The organism is Thermoactinomyces sp. CICC 10522 (genome assembly GCF_016055075.1).
Taxonomy (GTDB): domain Bacteria; phylum Bacillota; class Bacilli; order Thermoactinomycetales; family Thermoactinomycetaceae; genus Thermoactinomyces_A; species Thermoactinomyces_A daqus.
In genome coordinates, this window is sequence record NZ_JAECVY010000002.1 from 115,293 (window position 1) to 132,374 (window position 17,082).

Sequence of the window (17,082 nt, forward strand, 5' to 3'; positions counted from 1 at the left end):
TTCCCTCTATCTTACTCCGTTTTCAGCTGTCTGACAAATGCTTTCACTTCGCTTAGTGCCCGCTTTCGGCTGTTCTCGGAAACAAGTGACGATTGAAGCTCTCCAATCCGTTTAACCAAAGCGCTTCCCACGACAACGCCATCGGTCCGTTTCCGGAAATGAGCCACGTGCTTCGATTCCGAAATCCCAAACCCAATCGCGATCGGAACCGGGCTCAATGAGCGCACCGTCTGCAAAAATTCATCGACTTCCCCGGAAAATCCGTGTCGCATCCCGGTTGTGCCGAGCGACGACACACAATAAACAAACCCTTGTGCCGAAGCGACAATATCGGCAATCCGCTGTCTGGAAGTCGGAGCGACCAACGGGATGACAGCCAGTCCCGCTTTTTGCCCGTACTGCCTTAATTCCTCACTTTCCTCAAACGGAAGATCAGGTACGATGATCCCGTCAAATCCGGCAGCGACCGCATCGCGAACCAACGCTGCCAGCCCGTATTGAAAAACGGGATTTGCATAAGTAAAGAGAATAAGCGGAACTTCCACTCCGTCTTCTCTTACTTTTTTGCCCATTTCCAGGGCATCGACCAGCGTTACCCCATTTTCGAGCGCCCGTTCGGAAGCCGCTTGAATCACCGGGCCATCCGCTATCGGATCTGAGAAAGGAACCCCCAGTTCAATCGCCAGCACGCCTTCTTCAGCCAGGCAGTGAATCAGTTCACGGGTAACGTCCAAACTCGGATCCCCGCAAGAGATAAATGGAATGAGGACTTCTTCTTTGCGCTGAAATGCTTCTGTCAGGCGATTCATTCTCCGCTCCTCCTTCCTGCGCTGCTGATGGTTTCCACATCTTTATCGCCGCGGCCGGATAAACAGATGACCACTATTTCATTTTTGCTCCGCTTACGGGCGATTTTGACCGCTTCCGCCACGGCATGCGCCGATTCGAGCGCAGGCAGGATTCCTTCCGTCCGGCAGAGAAGCCCCACGGCATCAAGCGCCTCTTCATCGGTGGCATAGGTATAGCGAACGCGGCCCGTTTCCTTCAAAAAAGCATGTTCAGGACCCACACCGGGATAATCGAGACCGGCGGATATCGAGTGGGCCGGTGTCACTTGTCCGTGCTGATCCTGGAGGAAATAGCTGTACATCCCGTGCAAAACTCCGGGGCGGCCTTTACTTAAAGAAGCAGCATGGAAGGAAGTATCAACACCTTTTCCCGCCGCTTCGACTCCGTGCAGGCGAACCGTCTCGTCCTCCACAAATGCGGTAAACATCCCAATCGCATTGCTTCCACCCCCGACACAAGCGACTACATCATCGGGCAGCCTTCCTTCGGCAGCCAAAAGTTGCGCCCGCGTCTCATCCCCGATCACCCGCTGAAACGTTTTGACCAGCAACGGATAAGGATGGGGTCCAACGGAAGAACCGATCAGATAGTAGGCGCGATCCACCTGGGCAACCCATTGCCTTAGCGCCTCATTGGTCGCATCCTTTAATGTCCGGGTACCGGAAGTTACCGGAACCACCCTGGCCCCCAGCAATTCCATGCGAAACACGTTTAACTGCTGCCTTTTCACATCTTCTTCGCCCATATAGATTTCGCAATCAAGTCCGAGCAGGGCAGCGACGGTCGCTGTAGCCACCCCGTGCTGCCCGGCACCGGTTTCCGCAATCAGTTTCTTTTTGCCCATCCGTTTGGCCAATAACGCCTGGCCCAGGGCATTATTAATCTTATGGGCGCCCGTATGGTTCAGGTCTTCGCGTTTCAGGTAGATGCGGGCTCCTCCGGCATAATCGGTCAGCCGCTCTGCAAATGTGAGCGGGGTGGGGCGGCCGGAATATTCCTCAAGCCTCTCTCTCCAATTGTTCATAAACTCGCGATCTGCCAAGGCTTCGCGAAATCCCTGCTCCAGTTCGATCAGCGCATTCATCGTCGTTTCCGGCACAAAACGGCCGCCGAAAGGGCCAAATCTCCACGTCGTCGCCTTCCCCTGACCGCCCAGTTTTTCATCTGTCTTCATTCCGCTTCACCCTTTCCGCAAACTTTGCCATCAATTCGGCCTTTTTTCCTCCATCTGCTTCGATCCCGCTGGAAACATCAACGCCATCCAACGGATAACGCGTGATGAGCGACCTGACATTCCGAACATTCAAACCGCCTGCCACCCACAGCGGGACTCCCGCCCTCCGGCACTCCTCATAAAAAGGCGGAATCTGATTCCAGTCAAAAGCCTGACCGCTTCCTCCCGACGTTCCGGTATCAAGGAGCGCCGCATCGATCCACGGCGCATATTGGGCAATTCGCTCTTCGCCGGCAATGCGGCCGGTAACATGAAACGTTTTAATCACCCGCACGCCAAATGCTTTTTTCACCGTGCGGCAAAACTCCGGTGTTTCTTCACCGTGCAGTTGAATGGCGCTTAAGGGAGCCACGGAAAGCCATTCTTCCATCTCCCTGAGAGACGGGTTTTGCAGCACACCAACCGTCCAGATTCCGGCCGGAACCTTGCGCACCAGTTTCGGCAGCATTTCCCGTTCAACCGAACGCTTTCGGCCGCGGACAAGGATGAATCCGATCGCATCAATGTCAAATTGAACGGCCTTTTCCACATCCGGTTCAGCAAAAAAACCGCAAAATTTAAGAGAAATGTTTTTATTCATACCGTGTACCCTCGATCAATTCCTTAACTGCTGCCCCCGGATCAGTTTGCCGCATCAAATATTCACCGATGAGCAATCCGTCCACGCCGGCGGCCAGCATGCGCTTCGCGTCTCCGATGGAGAAAACGCCGCTTTCCCCGATCACCGGAACCGAAGCGGATATCAGCGGCCGCAAACGTTCAGTGGTGGCAAGGTCAGTGACAAACGTATGCAAATTGCGGTTATTAATGCCGATCACATCCGCCCCGCACCGGGTCGCAGCCGGGATCTCCTTTTCTGCGTGCACCTCGACCAGCACTTCCATCTCCAGACGGTGAGCAATCGAGCTTAATTCCTGCAACCGGTCTTCCTCCAGCAGAGCCACGATCAATAAAATCGCATCGGCTCCCAGCAATTTACTCTCCAGCACCTGAAGCGGATCGAGAATAAAATCTTTGCGAAGCACCGGAATTTGCACTGCTTCTTTTACCGCTCGGAGCGATTCCGGATTTCCGTAAAAAAAGGAAACGTCCGTCAACACGGAAACAGCGGCCGCTCCTCCATTTTCATACCCTTTGGCCACCTGAACCGGATTCACCTCCGACCGGATCACTCCTTTTGAAGGAGAAGCCGGTTTCACCTCGGCAATCAGGGAAAGTCCGGTTTGCTTGCTCAGGGCCGCCTGCAAAGAACGACCTGGCGGCATCCGCCGCGCACGATCCCAATCCTCTTTGCCGAATCGTTCCCGCAGTTTGGCGATTTCCGCCCTTTTACACTCTTCGATTTTTTCAAGAAACATAGCGTACCTCCCGTGACATCCGAATCACTTGTTGCAGTTTTTTTGCCGCCATACCTGAATCGATGGTTTCCCGGGCCATCTGAACCCCTTCTGTCAAAGTGGACACCTTGCCGCCCACGACCAGGGCCGCACCCGCATTCAAGAGGACGATATCGCGCGGAGCTCCCCGTCTCCCGCTGAAAATATCCGCAATCAGCGCCGCGTTCTGCTGTGCCGTCCCCCCCTTGACTGCGGTGATCGGCGACCTGGATATCCCGAAGTCTTCCGGAATTACTTCAAAAGTCACCACCTTGTCTCCGTCAAGAGCGCTGATTCGGGTGGGAGCCGAAACAGAAATTTCATCCAATCTGTCCAGTCCGGCCACGACAAGCGCCTTTTTCGTCCCCAGTTCCTGCAGGACACAGGCCACTTTCTCCGTTAATTCCGGATCGTACACACCGAGCAGCTGATATTGCACACCAGCCGGATTGGCAAGGGGACCGAGCAGATTAAAAATCGTGCGAAATCCCAGTTCCGTACGAGTGGGCATCACATTTTTCATCGCCTGATGGTACAGCGGGGCAAACAGGAAGCAAACTCCCGTTTCCTGCAACATCAACTCCGCTTCTTTAGCACTGTGATGAATCTCGATCCCCAGCGCTTCCAATACATCGGCACTTCCGCTCTTGCTGGAAACAGCGCGATTTCCGTGTTTCACGATCGGAACGCCGGCCGCAGCGGCAACAAAAGCGACTGCGGTGGAGATATTAAATGTCTGTCCTCCGTCCCCGCCGGTTCCGCACGTATCGACCGCATGGGAAATTTCCCCTTCAAATCCGGTCATCCGGGCCCTCAGTCCCTGGGCAAACCCGATGATTTCTTCTGCCGTTTCCCCTTTCATGCGCAGGGAGGTTAAAAAGCTGCCCATCTGAGCGGGAGTAGCCTCTCCGTTCATCATTTCCTCCATCGCCTGACGGGCTTCTTGTCTGCTTAAATGCTTTCCTTCCACCATCTTTCTGAGCAAATCCCTCAACACGACAGCCCCACCGTCCTTTTTGCGGCAAGTTCCAGTGCTTTGAGCATCCCCATCGCTTTATTTACCGATTCCTGCAATTCCAGCTCCGGATCGGAATCCGCCACGATGCCGCCTCCGGATTGCACCGTCGCCTGTCCCTTGTGAAAATAAATCGTACGAATGGCGATGCATGTGTCCAAATTTCCGGTGAAACTGAGATAACCGATGGCTCCGCCGTAAACCCCCCGCAAATCGGGTTCCAACTCGCTGATTATCTCCATAGCCCGGATCTTGGGAGCCCCGGATAAGGTTCCGGCCGGAAAGCAGGCGCGAAACGCGTCGGCAGGGACTTTCCCTTCCTTCAGCTTTGCCTCCACATGGGAGACCAAGTGCATAATGTGAGAATACTTTTCGATTGTCATAAAATCCGTTACCGTCACACTGCCGATGTCAGCAACCCGGCCCAAATCATTCCGTCCCAGGTCGACCAGCATCACGTGTTCCGCCCGTTCCTTCTCATCGGCCAGCAAATTTTCCAACAATCGATTCTCTTCCTCCGCCGTTTTGCCCCGGGGCCTTGAGCCGGCGATCGGTCGGGTCTCTGCGCGCCCGCCGGTTACCCGCACCAGCAATTCCGGAGAGGTCCCGACAATCGTTTCCTCGCCAAGCCGCAAATAATACATGTACGGAGAAGGATTGAGCACCCGCAATACACGGTATACTTCAAACGGGTCGGGAGCCGGCGCCCACGTCAGTTTCCGCGATAAAACCACTTGAAACAAATCCCCGGCGCGAATATATTCCTTCGCTTTTTCCACCATCTTCACATACGCTTCTTTACTGAGATTGGCCGTGACGCTGCTTAAATCCACCGGTTCACGGTCGATGGTGACACCGCTGAAGGTGGCGGAAACGGGCTTACTGAGAAGCTCGTTTGCCCAGCGTTCCAAGTCTTTGACCGTCTCTTCGTATCGCTCCCTTAATTCGGCCTGCGAGCCGTTCTTTGGCACCTGCAAGTGCTGGATAAAAATCACTTCTTGTTTGAGATGATCAAACACCAGCAAGCGATCCATCACCATAAAATGAAGATCATAAGCGGAATTCTCCAGACCGGCCTGCTTTGCCACTGGACGGGCCGGTTCAAAAAAGCGGACGATTTCATAGCCGAAATATCCGACCGCCCCTCCCAAAAACGGCGGATACCCGTCATATACCGGGGAACGATACGCGGCCAGTTGTTCGTTCAAGTCGGAAAGCGGATCGGAAGTGACCGCTGTTCGTTCCCCTCTCTGGTCGCGAATCGCCATTCGCCCTTCCCGGCTCTTAATCACCCGGCACGGGGATGAGCCGACAAACGAATAGCGCGACCATCTTTCTCCACCTTCAACACTTTCAAGCAAAAAAGAGTACGGCTGATCTTTTACACGATCATATAATCGAATCGGGGTTTCCGTATCGGCAAGAACCGTTTTGCAAACAGGGATGACCGAAAAATCTCTGGCAAGTTTCACGGCCTCCTGCAAATCGGGGTAAATCAATGAACTCCCTCCTCTTCTGTCGGCAAGAAGAGAGAAAGGATATAGGGGAAGAATGGAGGAAAAATAAAAACCAAAGCAGAGCTGCTTTGGTTCTGGCGAAAATATATGTGAACAGCCTCCACTCAGCTCAAACTACGCTATATCCATTCTCTGCTCAGCTAAACTAAACCCTCTGAAATGTACAAAACAAGGTAAAATAAAAACACTCTCTCACAAACTGAATGATTTTCTTTTTCTCGTCTCATCTAAAACTGTATCGAACTTGTGTTTTTCTGTCAATAACCCAATTTCACTGCCGTCCGGATAATCATCCTTATGCCCGGCGAAGCTCCTTCAACACCTCGCGAATCGGTTCTTCGGCGACTCCGCGCACCAATTCGACACGTCCGATCTGCGGGGAAAGCACAAATGTATATTCTCCGCTCTGCACTTTTTTATCGCGTTTCATCGCTTCAAGCAAATCTTCTGCCGGCCAGGTGGTTTCCATGCGCACCGGCAGGGAAAATGCCTGGAGCAGCGCTTCCGTGCGTTCCACCAGCGCGGGAGAGGCTCCGACGACCTTTACACTCAGGCGCGCCGCACCGGCTATTCCGATGGCGACCGCTTCTCCGTGCGTGAAGGTGCGATAACCGGATACCGCTTCGAGTGCATGGCCGATTGTATGCCCGTAATTTAAAATCGCCCGGATTCCTGCCTCCCGCTCATCCTGGGACACAACCGCCGTTTTCACCTGACAGCCGCGGTAAATCGCTTCGATCAACGGTTCGGTTTCCAAGCCAAGCAGTTCCCCGGCACGATCTTCCAGCCAGGAAACAAAAGATTCATCCCAGATCAGGCCGTGTTTTAGCACCTCCGCGAAGCCGGAAACGACCTCTTTTTGGGGCAAGGTTTTTAATGTATCCACATCAAAGACGACCATGAGCGGCTGATGAAAAGCACCGATATAATTTTTTCCCAATGGATGGTTTACCGCCACTTTTCCTCCGACACTGCTGTCATGAGCCAACAGCGAAGTGGGGAGCTGAACGAAGGGAATCCCGCGCATATAGCTGGCCGCGACGAATCCCGCCAAATCGCCGACCACACCGCCGCCCAAAGCCAAGATCACGCTTCGCCGGGTCAACCCGAATCGAAGGCAATCTCCAATCACCCGTTCAAATTCTTTCAGGTTTTTGTTCTCTTCTCCCGCGGGAATCAGACTGAGACCGACCCGGTAACCAGCCTGCTGCAATATTTCCTGGATTTTCCCGGCATAAAGCGGACCAACATGGGTGTCGCTGACCAGCATGATGGTGCGATCCCGGCTCACGCCATGTTTCTTGAGCAAAGCAGGCAATTGCTGGTACGTGCCCGAGCCAATGTAGATGGGATAAGATGTCCGTTCCAAGGAAACCGTCAACGTTTTCATCAGAATTGGGCCGTCCTTTCCCGATAGCGCTTCACCTGTTCTGTCAATTCCATCATCGTGTCAGCCGGGAACTTTTCCAAAAGGGCATTGGCGATTTCCCATGCGACCACATTTTCCATCACGACACAGGCTGCGGGAACGGCGCAGCTGTCAGAGCGCTCAATGCTGGCCTCAAATGGTTCTTTGGAATCGATATCCACACTTTTCAGCGGTTTGTACAGGGTGGGAATCGGCTTCATCACCCCGCGCACGATAATCGGTTCGCCGGTCGTCATCCCGCCTTCAAATCCGCCGAGGCGATTCGTTGCGCGGTAAAAACCTTTCCCCTCCTCCCACATAATTTCGTCATGAACTTCTGATCCCGGAAGGGAAGCCATGGAGAATCCGAGCCCAAATTCGACGCCTTTAAACGCATTAATGCTGACAACCGCCTGAGCGATGCGGGCATCGAGCTTGCGATCCCAGTGGACATGACTGCCCAAACCGACCGGAGCCCCCTCGACCACCACTTCAACGATCCCTCCCAGGGAATCTCCTTCTTTTTTGGCACGGTCAATCGCTTCCATCATCGCCTGCTCCCCTTTTTTATCAAGGCAACGCACCGGCGAATCCTCAGCCACCCGTCTCATTTCCTCCAGCGGCAGATCGACCGGTTCCGCCGCAACATCCCCGATCCGCAGAACATGACCGGCAAGTTTGATGCCGCATTCCTCCAAAATCAGGCGGGCAACCGCACCGACAGCCACACGCGCCGCCGTTTCCCTCGCGCTGGAACGCTCCAGAACATCCCGCAGATCGCGGTGGCCGTATTTGATCGCGCCATTGAGATCGGCATGCCCGGGACGAGGCCGCGAAATCCGCCTTTTTTCCGCTTCTTCCGGAATCGGATCAACCCCCATCACTTTTTGCCAATGCGTAAAATCGCGATTCTCAATCACCAGGGTAACCGGAGCGCCTGTCGTTTGCTGAAAACGCACGCCCGACATGATTTTCACCTGGTCTTTTTCAATCTGCATCCGCCGTCCCCGGCCATACCCCTTTTGTCTTCTGGCCAGTTCAAAATCGATTTTTTCCTTGGCAAAAGGCAAATGGCTCGGCAATCCCTCAATGATCACGGTCAGCTGTGGCCCGTGTGATTCTCCAGCGGTCAAATATCTCATCTCAAATCTTCCTCTCTGTCTCAACTCTTTTGACCTGAAATTTGATAGTTATCATAACACAGAAAAAAAGGGGATGGGAGATGAAATTGAAAAAAGTTCGCGGTCAATAATAAAAAACCGGCAAAAAAGCCGGCTGAAGGAGATTACAGGTCTTACTGTTTGATATTTAAACTGCTGGTGACGGCGTGGTCCCAGCTGGGATAATAATACAGGGCGCTTTGCATCAATTCCGGGTCCATTTGTTTTACTTTTTTCTTGCTGAGGGAAACTCCCTGCTGTTTTAAATGTTTGATTCGCTTGGTCACTTCGTCGGGGCTCATCGGAATATCCATATTGCCTTCCACCTGCTTGAACCGAAAAATCACTCGCACACTTGCAGGCTGACAGCAGGCAGAGGATGTCCACCTCCTTCTTAAGCAACGATCCTTTTTTCTGTTACCAATATGGTCAAAGAAATCAAAAAATAATCCTGCCAATCAAAAAAAGCACGATTCGTGTGAACCGTGCTTTTTATTTTCAAATCCAGCGGTTAATCGTTTTTTCGTAGGACAGGAGTTCTGCTTCGTCAAACCAAAGGGCGATTTCCCTTTCTGCACTCGCCTGGGAATCCGACCCATGGATAATATTCATGCCCACATTGACCCCGAAGTCGCCGCGAATCGTCCCAGGCAGTGCCTCAGACGGATTGGTTTTGCCCATCATTTGACGGGCGGTGGCGATCACATTCGGTCCTTGCCACACCATGGCAAAGACAGGACCCAGGGTAATAAAATCAACCAATTCTCCAAAAAACGGCTTTTCTTTGTGTTCAGCATAATGCTGTTCCGCCAATTCGCTTGATACGGACATCAACTTTGCTGCCACCAGCTGGAATCCTTTTTTTTCAAAACGGGCAACCACTTCCCCGATCAGCCCGCGTTGAACTCCATCCGGTTTAACCATGATAAACGTTTTTTCCATAAATGAATCCCCCATACTGCTATGTATCGATGCATGCACCTGAATCCAGGTAACCACACCAAATTGTAACAGAGATCGAAATGAAAACGCAACCAATTCCCTTATTTTTGTGAAAATATGTTGCAGGTGGTGTCTGATGCCCCTAAACCTCCCTGCTATTTCAAACGGATGGTCAGTGGGGCATCACCCCTCCCGGTTCTGCCAAAACTTTCACCCTCGGGCAGCACCCGAATATCACTTTTCAGTATGAGCGGCTGACGATAAATTCCCCGATCAGTCGCAATGATTCACGCTCATGCGATTCGGGCAAAAGCGACAGACATTGCATCGCTTTCTTCATATACCGCCGGGACAAATCCAGCGTATACTCAATTCCGCCCAGCCGTTTGATCAGATCCAAAATCGCGGGCAAGTTGCCTTCTCCCCCGCCGGAACGGAGATAATCCGTGATTTTTTGCTTATCTGAAGTTCCTGCTTTGGCCAGCGCATAAATAACCGGGAGGGTCACATTGCCCTGGCGCAAATCGCTTCCGGCCGGTTTGCCCAGGACTTTTTCGTTTCCGACAAAATCGAGCACATCGTCGGTTAACTGAAACGCCATCCCCACGTAATAGCCATACGCCTGAAGGGAACGAATATAGCGCGGCTCCGCTCCGCTCACATACGCGCCCAAGTAACAGCTGGTGGCCATCAGGAGCGCCGTTTTTCTTTTGATCCGGCGCAGGTAACGCCTGAAAGAGAGCGACTCGCTGAACAAATCGGCCATTTGGTCAATCTCCCCCAGGCACATGCGGTTGATCGCCGTCGCCAAAATTGCCTGCACTTCATGCGGCCTGCACTCCGTAATTTTCTGCAAAGCGCGGGCGAAGATATAATCACCGGTATACATGGCGACGCGATTATCCCATTCCGCTTTGACCGTTCGTCTCCCCCTGCGGGTATCGGCATCATCGATCACATCATCATGTACCAGTGTGGCCATATGAATCAGTTCCAAGGCCACGGCCACTTTTGTCAATCTCTCAATGTCATATCGCCCGAAATGACCGGCCAGCAGAACAAAAACAGGGCGCATCCTCTTTCCGCCCGCTGTAAGCAAATGGCTTGACGAATCATATAACATTTGCTCGCTGGTCTGAATGGCCTCAGTCAGCGTTTTTTCGATCAGCTCTAAGTCATTCTTCAGATTGAGATAAATTTCTTGCAAGTTCATCCGTTTCACCCTGTTAACGCATGCTAAAGGACAATCACCATTCAAAAACTGACAAGACCAACCCCTGCATCCCTTAACATTACGGTAATCGCAATTGCTCAGCAACGTTCTTGAAATAACCGGCTCCAAACACCAGATGCCTTATCTGATTAACACATCGAGCATGGTAAAGACGAAAACAATCACGCTGAGAACCCCGTTCATCGTGAAAAAGGCAGTATTCAATCGGGACAAATCATCAGCGGAAACAATGGAATGCTCATAAAAGAGGATAATCAGGGCAATCACCACACCGATGCCATACCACAAGCCCAAATCACCCAGCAGCAAAAGGGCAATCAGTCCGGCAGCGGTACCGACATGCATCAATGCGGAAATAAAAAGCGACCGCTTGATTCCAAACCGGGCAGGAAGCGAGTAAAGCCGCTCCTGTCTGTCAAACTCCAAATCCTGGCAGGCATAGATCACATCAAAGCCACCGATCCATAATGCCACGGAGGCAAACAGAATAAGTGAGAGCATATCGATTTCTCCCGTGGTCGCCACCCATCCGCCGAGCGACCCCAACGCCGACGAAATTCCGCAGAAAAAATGGCATGTCCAGGTAAAACGCTTGGTGTAGGAGTAAAAAACCAGGAAAAAGACAGCAACCGGCAACAATTCCACCGCAAGCATATTCAACTGGAATGCAGCCAGAAACAAGAGTGCAAACGAAACGATGACAAACCCCCACACAAACGGAACCGAAACCAGTCCGGCCGGAATGGCCCGGTTTGCGGTGCGCGGATTTTTGGCATCAATATGGCGGTCGATCAAGCGGTTCAAAGCCATCGCCGCACTTCTTGCTCCTGCCATCGCCAATGTAACCCAGCCGATCTCCGCCCAGGTCGGAAGATGACCGCGCACTTCGAGACTGCCCAGAACCGCCCCCATGTAGGCAAACGGCAGTGCAAAAATGGTGTGTTCAAACTTAATCATTTCAAGTACGATCCTAATTTTTTTCAGCACCTTAACCACCTTGCTTTCCTTCTATTCCACCTCTGGTTTGCGCCCGATGTGAAGCGCCGCAATTCCGCCGGAGAGGGGATAGACCTGAACATCCTGCAATCCTACATCCTCAGCCATGATCCTGGCCAGCTCATGATATCCGGGAAATTGCATCAGCGATTCCGGCAGCCAGCGATACTGTTCATAGCTGCCCGCAAACCATTTTCCGAGCAGCGGCAAAATCCGCTCAAAATACAGGTAATATACGGCGCGAAAAGGAGGCCAGGACGGTTTGGAAAGCTCCAGGGAAACCACTTGCCCTCCCGGTTTTACCACCCGTTTCATCTCGTTCAATACCTGGACGATGTCGGGAACATTGCGAAGGGCAAACCCGATCGTGGCATGATCAAAGGTATGATCGGGAAAAGGAAGTTGCATCGCATCGCCCTGAATCAGTTCCACCTGTCCGTCCAATCCGGCCTTTTCCACTTTCCCTTTCCCGACCTTCAGCATGTTTGCGCTGAAGTCAAGGCCGACGATTCGTCCGGTTCCGGATGACTTCGCCAGGGAGATGGTCCAGTCGCAGGTGCCGCAACAAACATCCAATGCGGTATCCCCTGGCTTCACCGCCATTTTTTTCATCGCAAATCTTCGCCAAAGCTTATGCATGCGGAAGCTTAGCAATGTATTCATCCAGTCATAATTTTTGGCGATGCTTTCGAAAACCTCATGAACAAATTTCGTCTTTTCTTCCCCGCGAACATTCATGCTTGACCACTCTCTTTCAGACAGGCTCCCCTGTCGACGCTATCGTACACCTCTTTGGCCAGTTCTTCCAATTGGCCTTTGCTTTCCGAATCCGGCCAGCCGTTCAACAGGTTGGTCAAGGACGAACGGCTCTGTTCCAAGTAAAAAAGTTTTTCCGTTGAGCTGAGTCCGGGAAAGCGCAGGAGTTCTTCATACAGGAGCAGTTCTTCTGCAACCGGCCGCCATGAAAAGGCAAACCCTTTCCGAACATGAAAAAAATCGGCCAATGCCGCAATCAGTTCACTCGAAATCGATTTGATCCGCTTGACCATTTCCGCGGTAAGGGGAGCCCCTGCTTTTCGCATCTGATGCAATGACATTTTCCACTCATTGATGCGACAGATGGCCCCGGCCAAACAATGGATCACATCCGTTTCCTTCTCTTTGGCCAGCAAATAGTAAAACAAGCTGCTGTAATAATCCCCCGCCAATACCGTCACCTGCTGTTTTCGCTGTCCGGGCAGCGCTTCGGGAGCACTGGTCTCCACCGTTTCGTGCAAGTCGATTCCCATTTTTAGCAAAGTCGTCGCAATCGTGTACAGGGCAATTTTCTCTTTTTCCAGCTGGTACGCATGCAACATCAAATACAAAACGCGCACAAAAAAAACAGGGATATCTGGCCTCCCGATTTGTTGCCGAACATATGAATTTTCTGCATGTTTTTCAATTTGCTCTAATATTTCTCTCAGCTCTTTTTTATGTACGCATGCCATAAAAACGTTCCCCCATGAGGACTTAAGATCAAACACTGCGATTAGTATATCATACTTTTGGGGGAGATAGGCATTCTTCCGCTGTTTTCCATCACTCAGGGGATGTGATCACGTGAAACATCGATTTGAGATATTTCTCCGGCGGCTGTTTTTCAGCTCTTTTCTGTCCCGGATCTCTGTTAAATTCTTCCCTGGTGGCGGTTAGCAAAAAGTCCGCCCCGTCATTCCGATGCACGAACAAGCGGACTTGATCAATATTTTCTGTTTCTGTAAACGCCGCCTTCAGCAACGCCAAAATCTCCTGGTACATCAATGGTTCTTTCACTCTTTCCTGAGAAAGCTCCAAAAAGAGGAAATTCCTTTGCAAATCAACTTTCTTCACTGTTAATTGAAAATGCCTGTCCCTAATAAAATCAACCAGATTCTCGGCTCGCAGCTGCTTACTTGAGGATTTGAAAACAGGAATTTCCCTCTTTTTATTCTCTTTCTTCTGGTAGAAGAGCGGGAAAACGGACACGCTGGCGGCCAGAAAAGCGGCGGCAAAGACAGCCATCATCATCCGGATTGCGAACGTTTTCACGCATATCTCCCCTTACACCGATCTCTTGTCACCATTGTATCGGTGCGAGCCGGAAAACATGCACGACCGGCGGGGACATTTTTTCAATTGTCTGTTTCCACTTGGCCAAAAGGAGTGATAATCACCGCTTTGCCCCGAATCTTGATGGCTGAGGTGTGCTCTGTAAACTGCGCGACCATGACCTCACCCTTGTCCAGTTTTTCGGAATGGTGGAAGCGCGTATCCTTCCCCCTGGTCAATCCGATTACATTGACGCCATTTTCCTTGGCTTTAATCACAATATAATCAGCATGAGATCCTTGCAAAGAAATCCCTCCCAAATTCAATTCAGACATAGTTTAACATAGAATAAATACACAGATGCATAGAAAAAGACCCTTCCATGAGGAAGAGTCTTTCCTTTGGTCGGGCTAGCCAGATTTGAACTGACGACCTCTTGCGCCCCATGCAAGCGCGCTACCAAGCTGCGCCATAGCCCGTCAAGTATCAACTTTTTGCCATCGCCTGATGACAATTATGAGTATATAACGGGTAAGGGAAAGTGTCAAGAGGTTTATTAAAAATTTTATTTTAATCCGATAAGGCTAAGCGCTTCCGCCCGAGCAGCCGCGTCTTCGGCAAATACACCTCTGACAGCGGAGGTGATTGTTTTGGAGCCCGGTTTTTTCACCCCGCGCATCGTCATGCACATATGTTCAGCTTCCACCACGACAATTACACCATGCGGATCCAACTTCTCCACGATGCAGTCAGCCACAGTCGAGGTGATGCGTTCTTGAAGTTGCGGACGCCTGGTGACGGTTTCAACGGCACGGGCCAGTTTGCTCAATCCGGTTACACGGCCTCCACGGGGAATGTATCCAACATGCGCCTTGCCAAAGAAAGGAACCAAATGGTGTTCGCAGGTGGAGAAGAACGGGATATCCTTCACCAGGACAAGCTCTTCATGATCTTCACTGAAAATGACAGAAAAATGTTTCTTCGGGTCCTCTTTCAGTCCGGAAAAAATTTCTTCATACATACGGGCTACACGTGCCGGTGTATCGATTAGACCTTCGCGGTTCGGATCTTCGCCAATCGCTTCCAAAATCATGCGCACTGCTTCTTCAATTTTTCGATGATCAACCATCATTGTTCCTCCATCCTCATCTGCAGTAAAGCAAGAAATCAATTTTTATCTCGAATCATTATACCACAAATAATCACGGCTCAATCGCAAAAACGAAAAAGACCCCTTCGTAAAGAGGCCTTTTTCTGCAGGTATTTATGTAGTCCCGAGATCCATTCAATCCTGCTTACTTGTTTACTTCTTCTTTAAGTTGTTTACCGGCTTTGAAAGAAGGTACTTTGGATGCAGGAATCGTGATTTCTTCACCCGTTTGCGGATTGCGGCCTTTACGCTCGGCACGCTCTTTCACTTCAAAATTGCCAAAGCCGATGAGTTGGACTTTGTCACCCTCACGAAGAGCTGCGGTAATCGCATCTAAAACTGCTTCAACGGATTTTGCAGCGTCTTTTTTGGTCATTTGAGTAGCTTCCGCTACTTTATTGATCAGTTCCGTTTTGTTCATCATCACACCTCCGTAAACAAATCCACGGCTCTTTCCCTATTATAAAAGGGGAGAAAGCAGGTTTCAATGCGTGGGACACTCCTATACTAATATAGACTTATGGGAAGTTCAAGTGAATCTTTGCGATTTTCCGCATTTCAAATAAAAAAAGCGCCGGGGACGCGCTTTTGCAAATCTTTACAATATAATCGCGATTAATCCTCCAGACCCCTCATTGATGATTCTCTCCAATGTTTCTTGCAGCTTATATCGCGCATTTTCCGGCATCATCGACAATTTGGCCTGAATTCCCTCACGCACGATTTGATTCAACGAACGGCCAAAAATATCGGATTCCCAAATTTTCAGCGGATTCACTTCAAAGTCACGCATCAGATAATTAACGAGTTCTTCGCTCTGTTTTTCAGAACCGATGATCGGTGCAAATTCGGAGGTCACATTTACTTTGATCATGTGAATGGAAGGGGCCGTCGCCTTCAAACGCACACCAAACCGGCTTCCCTGTTTGATCAATTCCGGTTCGTCCAACGACATTTCCTCCAATGCCGGAGCAGCAACACCGTAGCCGGTCGTACGCACCATTTTCAGCGCTTCGGACACTTTGTCATATTCCCGCTTCGCAATGCTGAACTCCTGCATCAACTCGAGCAAGTGATCTTTTCCCCGAATTTCGACCCCGACGACTTCTGTCAGCACCTGATCATACAGTTCATCCGGCGCATACAGGTCGATCTCCGCAATTCCCTGCCCCATATCCATCCCGGCCAAAGCTGCTTTTTCAATAAAATCATATTGATAAAATTGCCCGACAACCCGGTCAACATCGCGCAATCGCTTGATGTCTTTCACCGTTTCCCGGACGGAATTTTCAAATTCCTGACGCAGCCAGTGATCTTCGTTCAGCACCATTACCCAGCTCGGCAGATTCACATTCACCTCGTGAACCGGGAATTCATACAGGACTTCTTTCATAATGCCCAGGATTTCTTCTTCGGTCATGCTGGCGACGCTGACCGGAAGAACCGGGATATCGTATTTCTCGATCAGCTCACTTTGCAATTCCCGTACGGAATCACTGTAGGGCTGGGTAGTATTGAGCAGCAGAATAAACGGTTTTCCCACTTCTTTCAGCTCATTGACAACCCGCTCTTCAATCTCCTCATAAGATGCCCGCGGGATGTCGGTAATGCTTCCATCAGTGGTGATCACAATTCCGACGGTGGAATGCTCCTGAATCACTTTTCTCGTTCCCACTTCAGCCGCTTCCTGAAACGGGATCGGCTCTTCAAACCAGGGTGTGGTGATCATGCGCGGGCCGTTTTCATCTTCATATCCCTTTGCCCCCTCAATCGCGTAACCGACACAATCAACGAGGCGGATATTTACCTCCAGCCCTTCGTCCACATGGATTTTCACTGCCTGGTTGGGGACGAATTTCGGTTCGATGGTGGTAATCGTCTTCCCAGCACCACTGTGCGGAAGTTCATCGACAGCCCGGGTCCGATCCGCTTCATTTTCGATATTGGGTATCACAACCTGTTCCATGAAGCGCTTGATAAATGTTGATTTACCGGTGCGCACCGCACCGACCACACCCAGATAGATGTCTCCTCCTGTTCGCTCTGCAATATCTCGCAAGATATCTACTTTCTCCACGAAATTCCCTCCTTCAAGATCTCCCTCAGCTGGATCTGTCGCCGGTGCGAAGGC

19 protein-coding genes and 1 tRNA gene are annotated in these 17,082 nt (G+C 51.1%); all 20 read right to left on the reverse strand.

The genetic code is table 11. From position 1 onward, the window contains the following. Positions 1 to 11: 11 nt before the first annotated feature. The 20 genes from trpA to spoIVA all read right to left on the reverse strand — a co-directional run bounded on the left by trpA (position 12) and on the right by spoIVA (position 17,028). Positions 12 to 809, reverse strand: a complete 798-nt coding sequence (trpA, locus tag I8U18_RS04000; RefSeq protein ID WP_033101421.1) for a tryptophan synthase subunit alpha — start codon at positions 807 to 809, stop codon at positions 12 to 14. Beyond that, the gene (trpB, locus tag I8U18_RS04005) at positions 806 to 2,023 is read right to left on the reverse strand and encodes a tryptophan synthase subunit beta (RefSeq protein WP_198054934.1); all 1,218 of its coding nucleotides are present in this window, start codon (positions 2,021 to 2,023) and stop codon (positions 806 to 808) included. Before trpB ends, trpA begins: the two co-directional genes overlap by 4 nt. Then, positions 2,010 to 2,663: a phosphoribosylanthranilate isomerase gene (locus I8U18_RS04010; RefSeq protein ID WP_033101422.1), complete on the reverse strand. Its 654-nt coding sequence runs from the start codon at positions 2,661 to 2,663 to the stop codon at positions 2,010 to 2,012. Before I8U18_RS04010 ends, trpB begins: the two co-directional genes overlap by 14 nt. Continuing rightward, positions 2,656 to 3,441 (reverse strand): indole-3-glycerol phosphate synthase TrpC, encoded by a 786-nt coding sequence (gene trpC / locus I8U18_RS04015; protein ID WP_198054935.1) that lies wholly within the window; start codon positions 3,439 to 3,441, stop codon positions 2,656 to 2,658. The genes I8U18_RS04010 and trpC overlap by 8 nt, the downstream gene beginning before the upstream one ends. Beyond that, positions 3,431 to 4,456, reverse strand: coding sequence for an anthranilate phosphoribosyltransferase (gene trpD / locus I8U18_RS04020; RefSeq protein WP_033101424.1), 1,026 nt, complete (start codon positions 4,454 to 4,456; stop codon positions 3,431 to 3,433). The genes trpC and trpD overlap by 11 nt, the downstream gene beginning before the upstream one ends. Beyond that, positions 4,450 to 5,973: an anthranilate synthase component I gene (gene trpE / locus I8U18_RS04025; RefSeq protein WP_198059327.1), complete on the reverse strand. Its 1,524-nt coding sequence runs from the start codon at positions 5,971 to 5,973 to the stop codon at positions 4,450 to 4,452. The genes trpD and trpE overlap by 7 nt, the downstream gene beginning before the upstream one ends. A gap of 313 nt (positions 5,974 to 6,286) precedes the next feature. Next, a complete protein-coding gene (gene aroB / locus I8U18_RS04030) occupies positions 6,287 to 7,381 on the reverse strand; it encodes a 3-dehydroquinate synthase (protein ID WP_033101426.1) in 1,095 nt (364 codons plus the stop codon). Next, entirely contained in the window at positions 7,381 to 8,541 is a 1,161-nt protein-coding gene (gene aroC / locus I8U18_RS04035; RefSeq protein WP_033101427.1) for a chorismate synthase, read from the reverse strand. Before aroC ends, aroB begins: the two co-directional genes overlap by 1 nt. Before the next feature lie 152 nt (positions 8,542 to 8,693). Continuing rightward, positions 8,694 to 8,873, reverse strand: a complete 180-nt coding sequence (locus tag I8U18_RS04040) for a hypothetical protein (protein ID WP_033101486.1) — start codon at positions 8,871 to 8,873, stop codon at positions 8,694 to 8,696. A gap of 184 nt (positions 8,874 to 9,057) precedes the next feature. Then, positions 9,058 to 9,501 (reverse strand): nucleoside-diphosphate kinase, encoded by a 444-nt coding sequence (ndk, locus tag I8U18_RS04045; protein WP_033101428.1) that lies wholly within the window; start codon positions 9,499 to 9,501, stop codon positions 9,058 to 9,060. Between the two features lie 241 nt (positions 9,502 to 9,742). Continuing rightward, positions 9,743 to 10,714 carry a polyprenyl synthetase family protein gene (locus I8U18_RS04050; protein WP_198054938.1) on the reverse strand — a complete coding sequence of 324 codons (972 nt, stop codon included), beginning with the start codon at positions 10,712 to 10,714 and terminating at the stop codon, positions 9,743 to 9,745. 141 nt (positions 10,715 to 10,855) lie between these two features. After that, a complete protein-coding gene (locus tag I8U18_RS04055; protein ID WP_198054939.1) occupies positions 10,856 to 11,722 on the reverse strand; it encodes a UbiA-like polyprenyltransferase in 867 nt (288 codons plus the stop codon). Between the two features lie 21 nt (positions 11,723 to 11,743). Beyond that, the gene (locus tag I8U18_RS04060) at positions 11,744 to 12,469 is read right to left on the reverse strand and encodes a demethylmenaquinone methyltransferase (protein WP_033101431.1); all 726 of its coding nucleotides are present in this window, start codon (positions 12,467 to 12,469) and stop codon (positions 11,744 to 11,746) included. Further along, entirely contained in the window at positions 12,466 to 13,221 is a 756-nt protein-coding gene (locus I8U18_RS04065) for a heptaprenyl diphosphate synthase component 1 (protein ID WP_052154284.1), read from the reverse strand. The genes I8U18_RS04060 and I8U18_RS04065 overlap by 4 nt, the downstream gene beginning before the upstream one ends. Before the next feature lie 91 nt (positions 13,222 to 13,312). Next, positions 13,313 to 13,801 (reverse strand): hypothetical protein, encoded by a 489-nt coding sequence (locus I8U18_RS04070; protein ID WP_033101432.1) that lies wholly within the window; start codon positions 13,799 to 13,801, stop codon positions 13,313 to 13,315. 83 nt (positions 13,802 to 13,884) lie between these two features. Next, positions 13,885 to 14,106 carry a trp RNA-binding attenuation protein MtrB gene (gene mtrB / locus I8U18_RS04075; RefSeq protein ID WP_033101433.1) on the reverse strand — a complete coding sequence of 74 codons (222 nt, stop codon included), beginning with the start codon at positions 14,104 to 14,106 and terminating at the stop codon, positions 13,885 to 13,887. Between the two features lie 97 nt (positions 14,107 to 14,203). Beyond that, a tRNA-Pro gene (locus I8U18_RS04080) sits at positions 14,204 to 14,280 on the reverse strand. Between the two features lie 86 nt (positions 14,281 to 14,366). Beyond that, entirely contained in the window at positions 14,367 to 14,933 is a 567-nt protein-coding gene (gene folE / locus I8U18_RS04085) for a GTP cyclohydrolase I FolE (RefSeq protein WP_033101434.1), read from the reverse strand. A gap of 163 nt (positions 14,934 to 15,096) precedes the next feature. Further along, positions 15,097 to 15,372 (reverse strand): HU family DNA-binding protein, encoded by a 276-nt coding sequence (locus I8U18_RS04090; RefSeq protein WP_033101435.1) that lies wholly within the window; start codon positions 15,370 to 15,372, stop codon positions 15,097 to 15,099. A gap of 177 nt (positions 15,373 to 15,549) precedes the next feature. Beyond that, positions 15,550 to 17,028 (reverse strand): stage IV sporulation protein A, encoded by a 1,479-nt coding sequence (gene spoIVA, locus I8U18_RS04095; RefSeq protein WP_033101436.1) that lies wholly within the window; start codon positions 17,026 to 17,028, stop codon positions 15,550 to 15,552. Positions 17,029 to 17,082 lie beyond the last annotated feature (54 nt).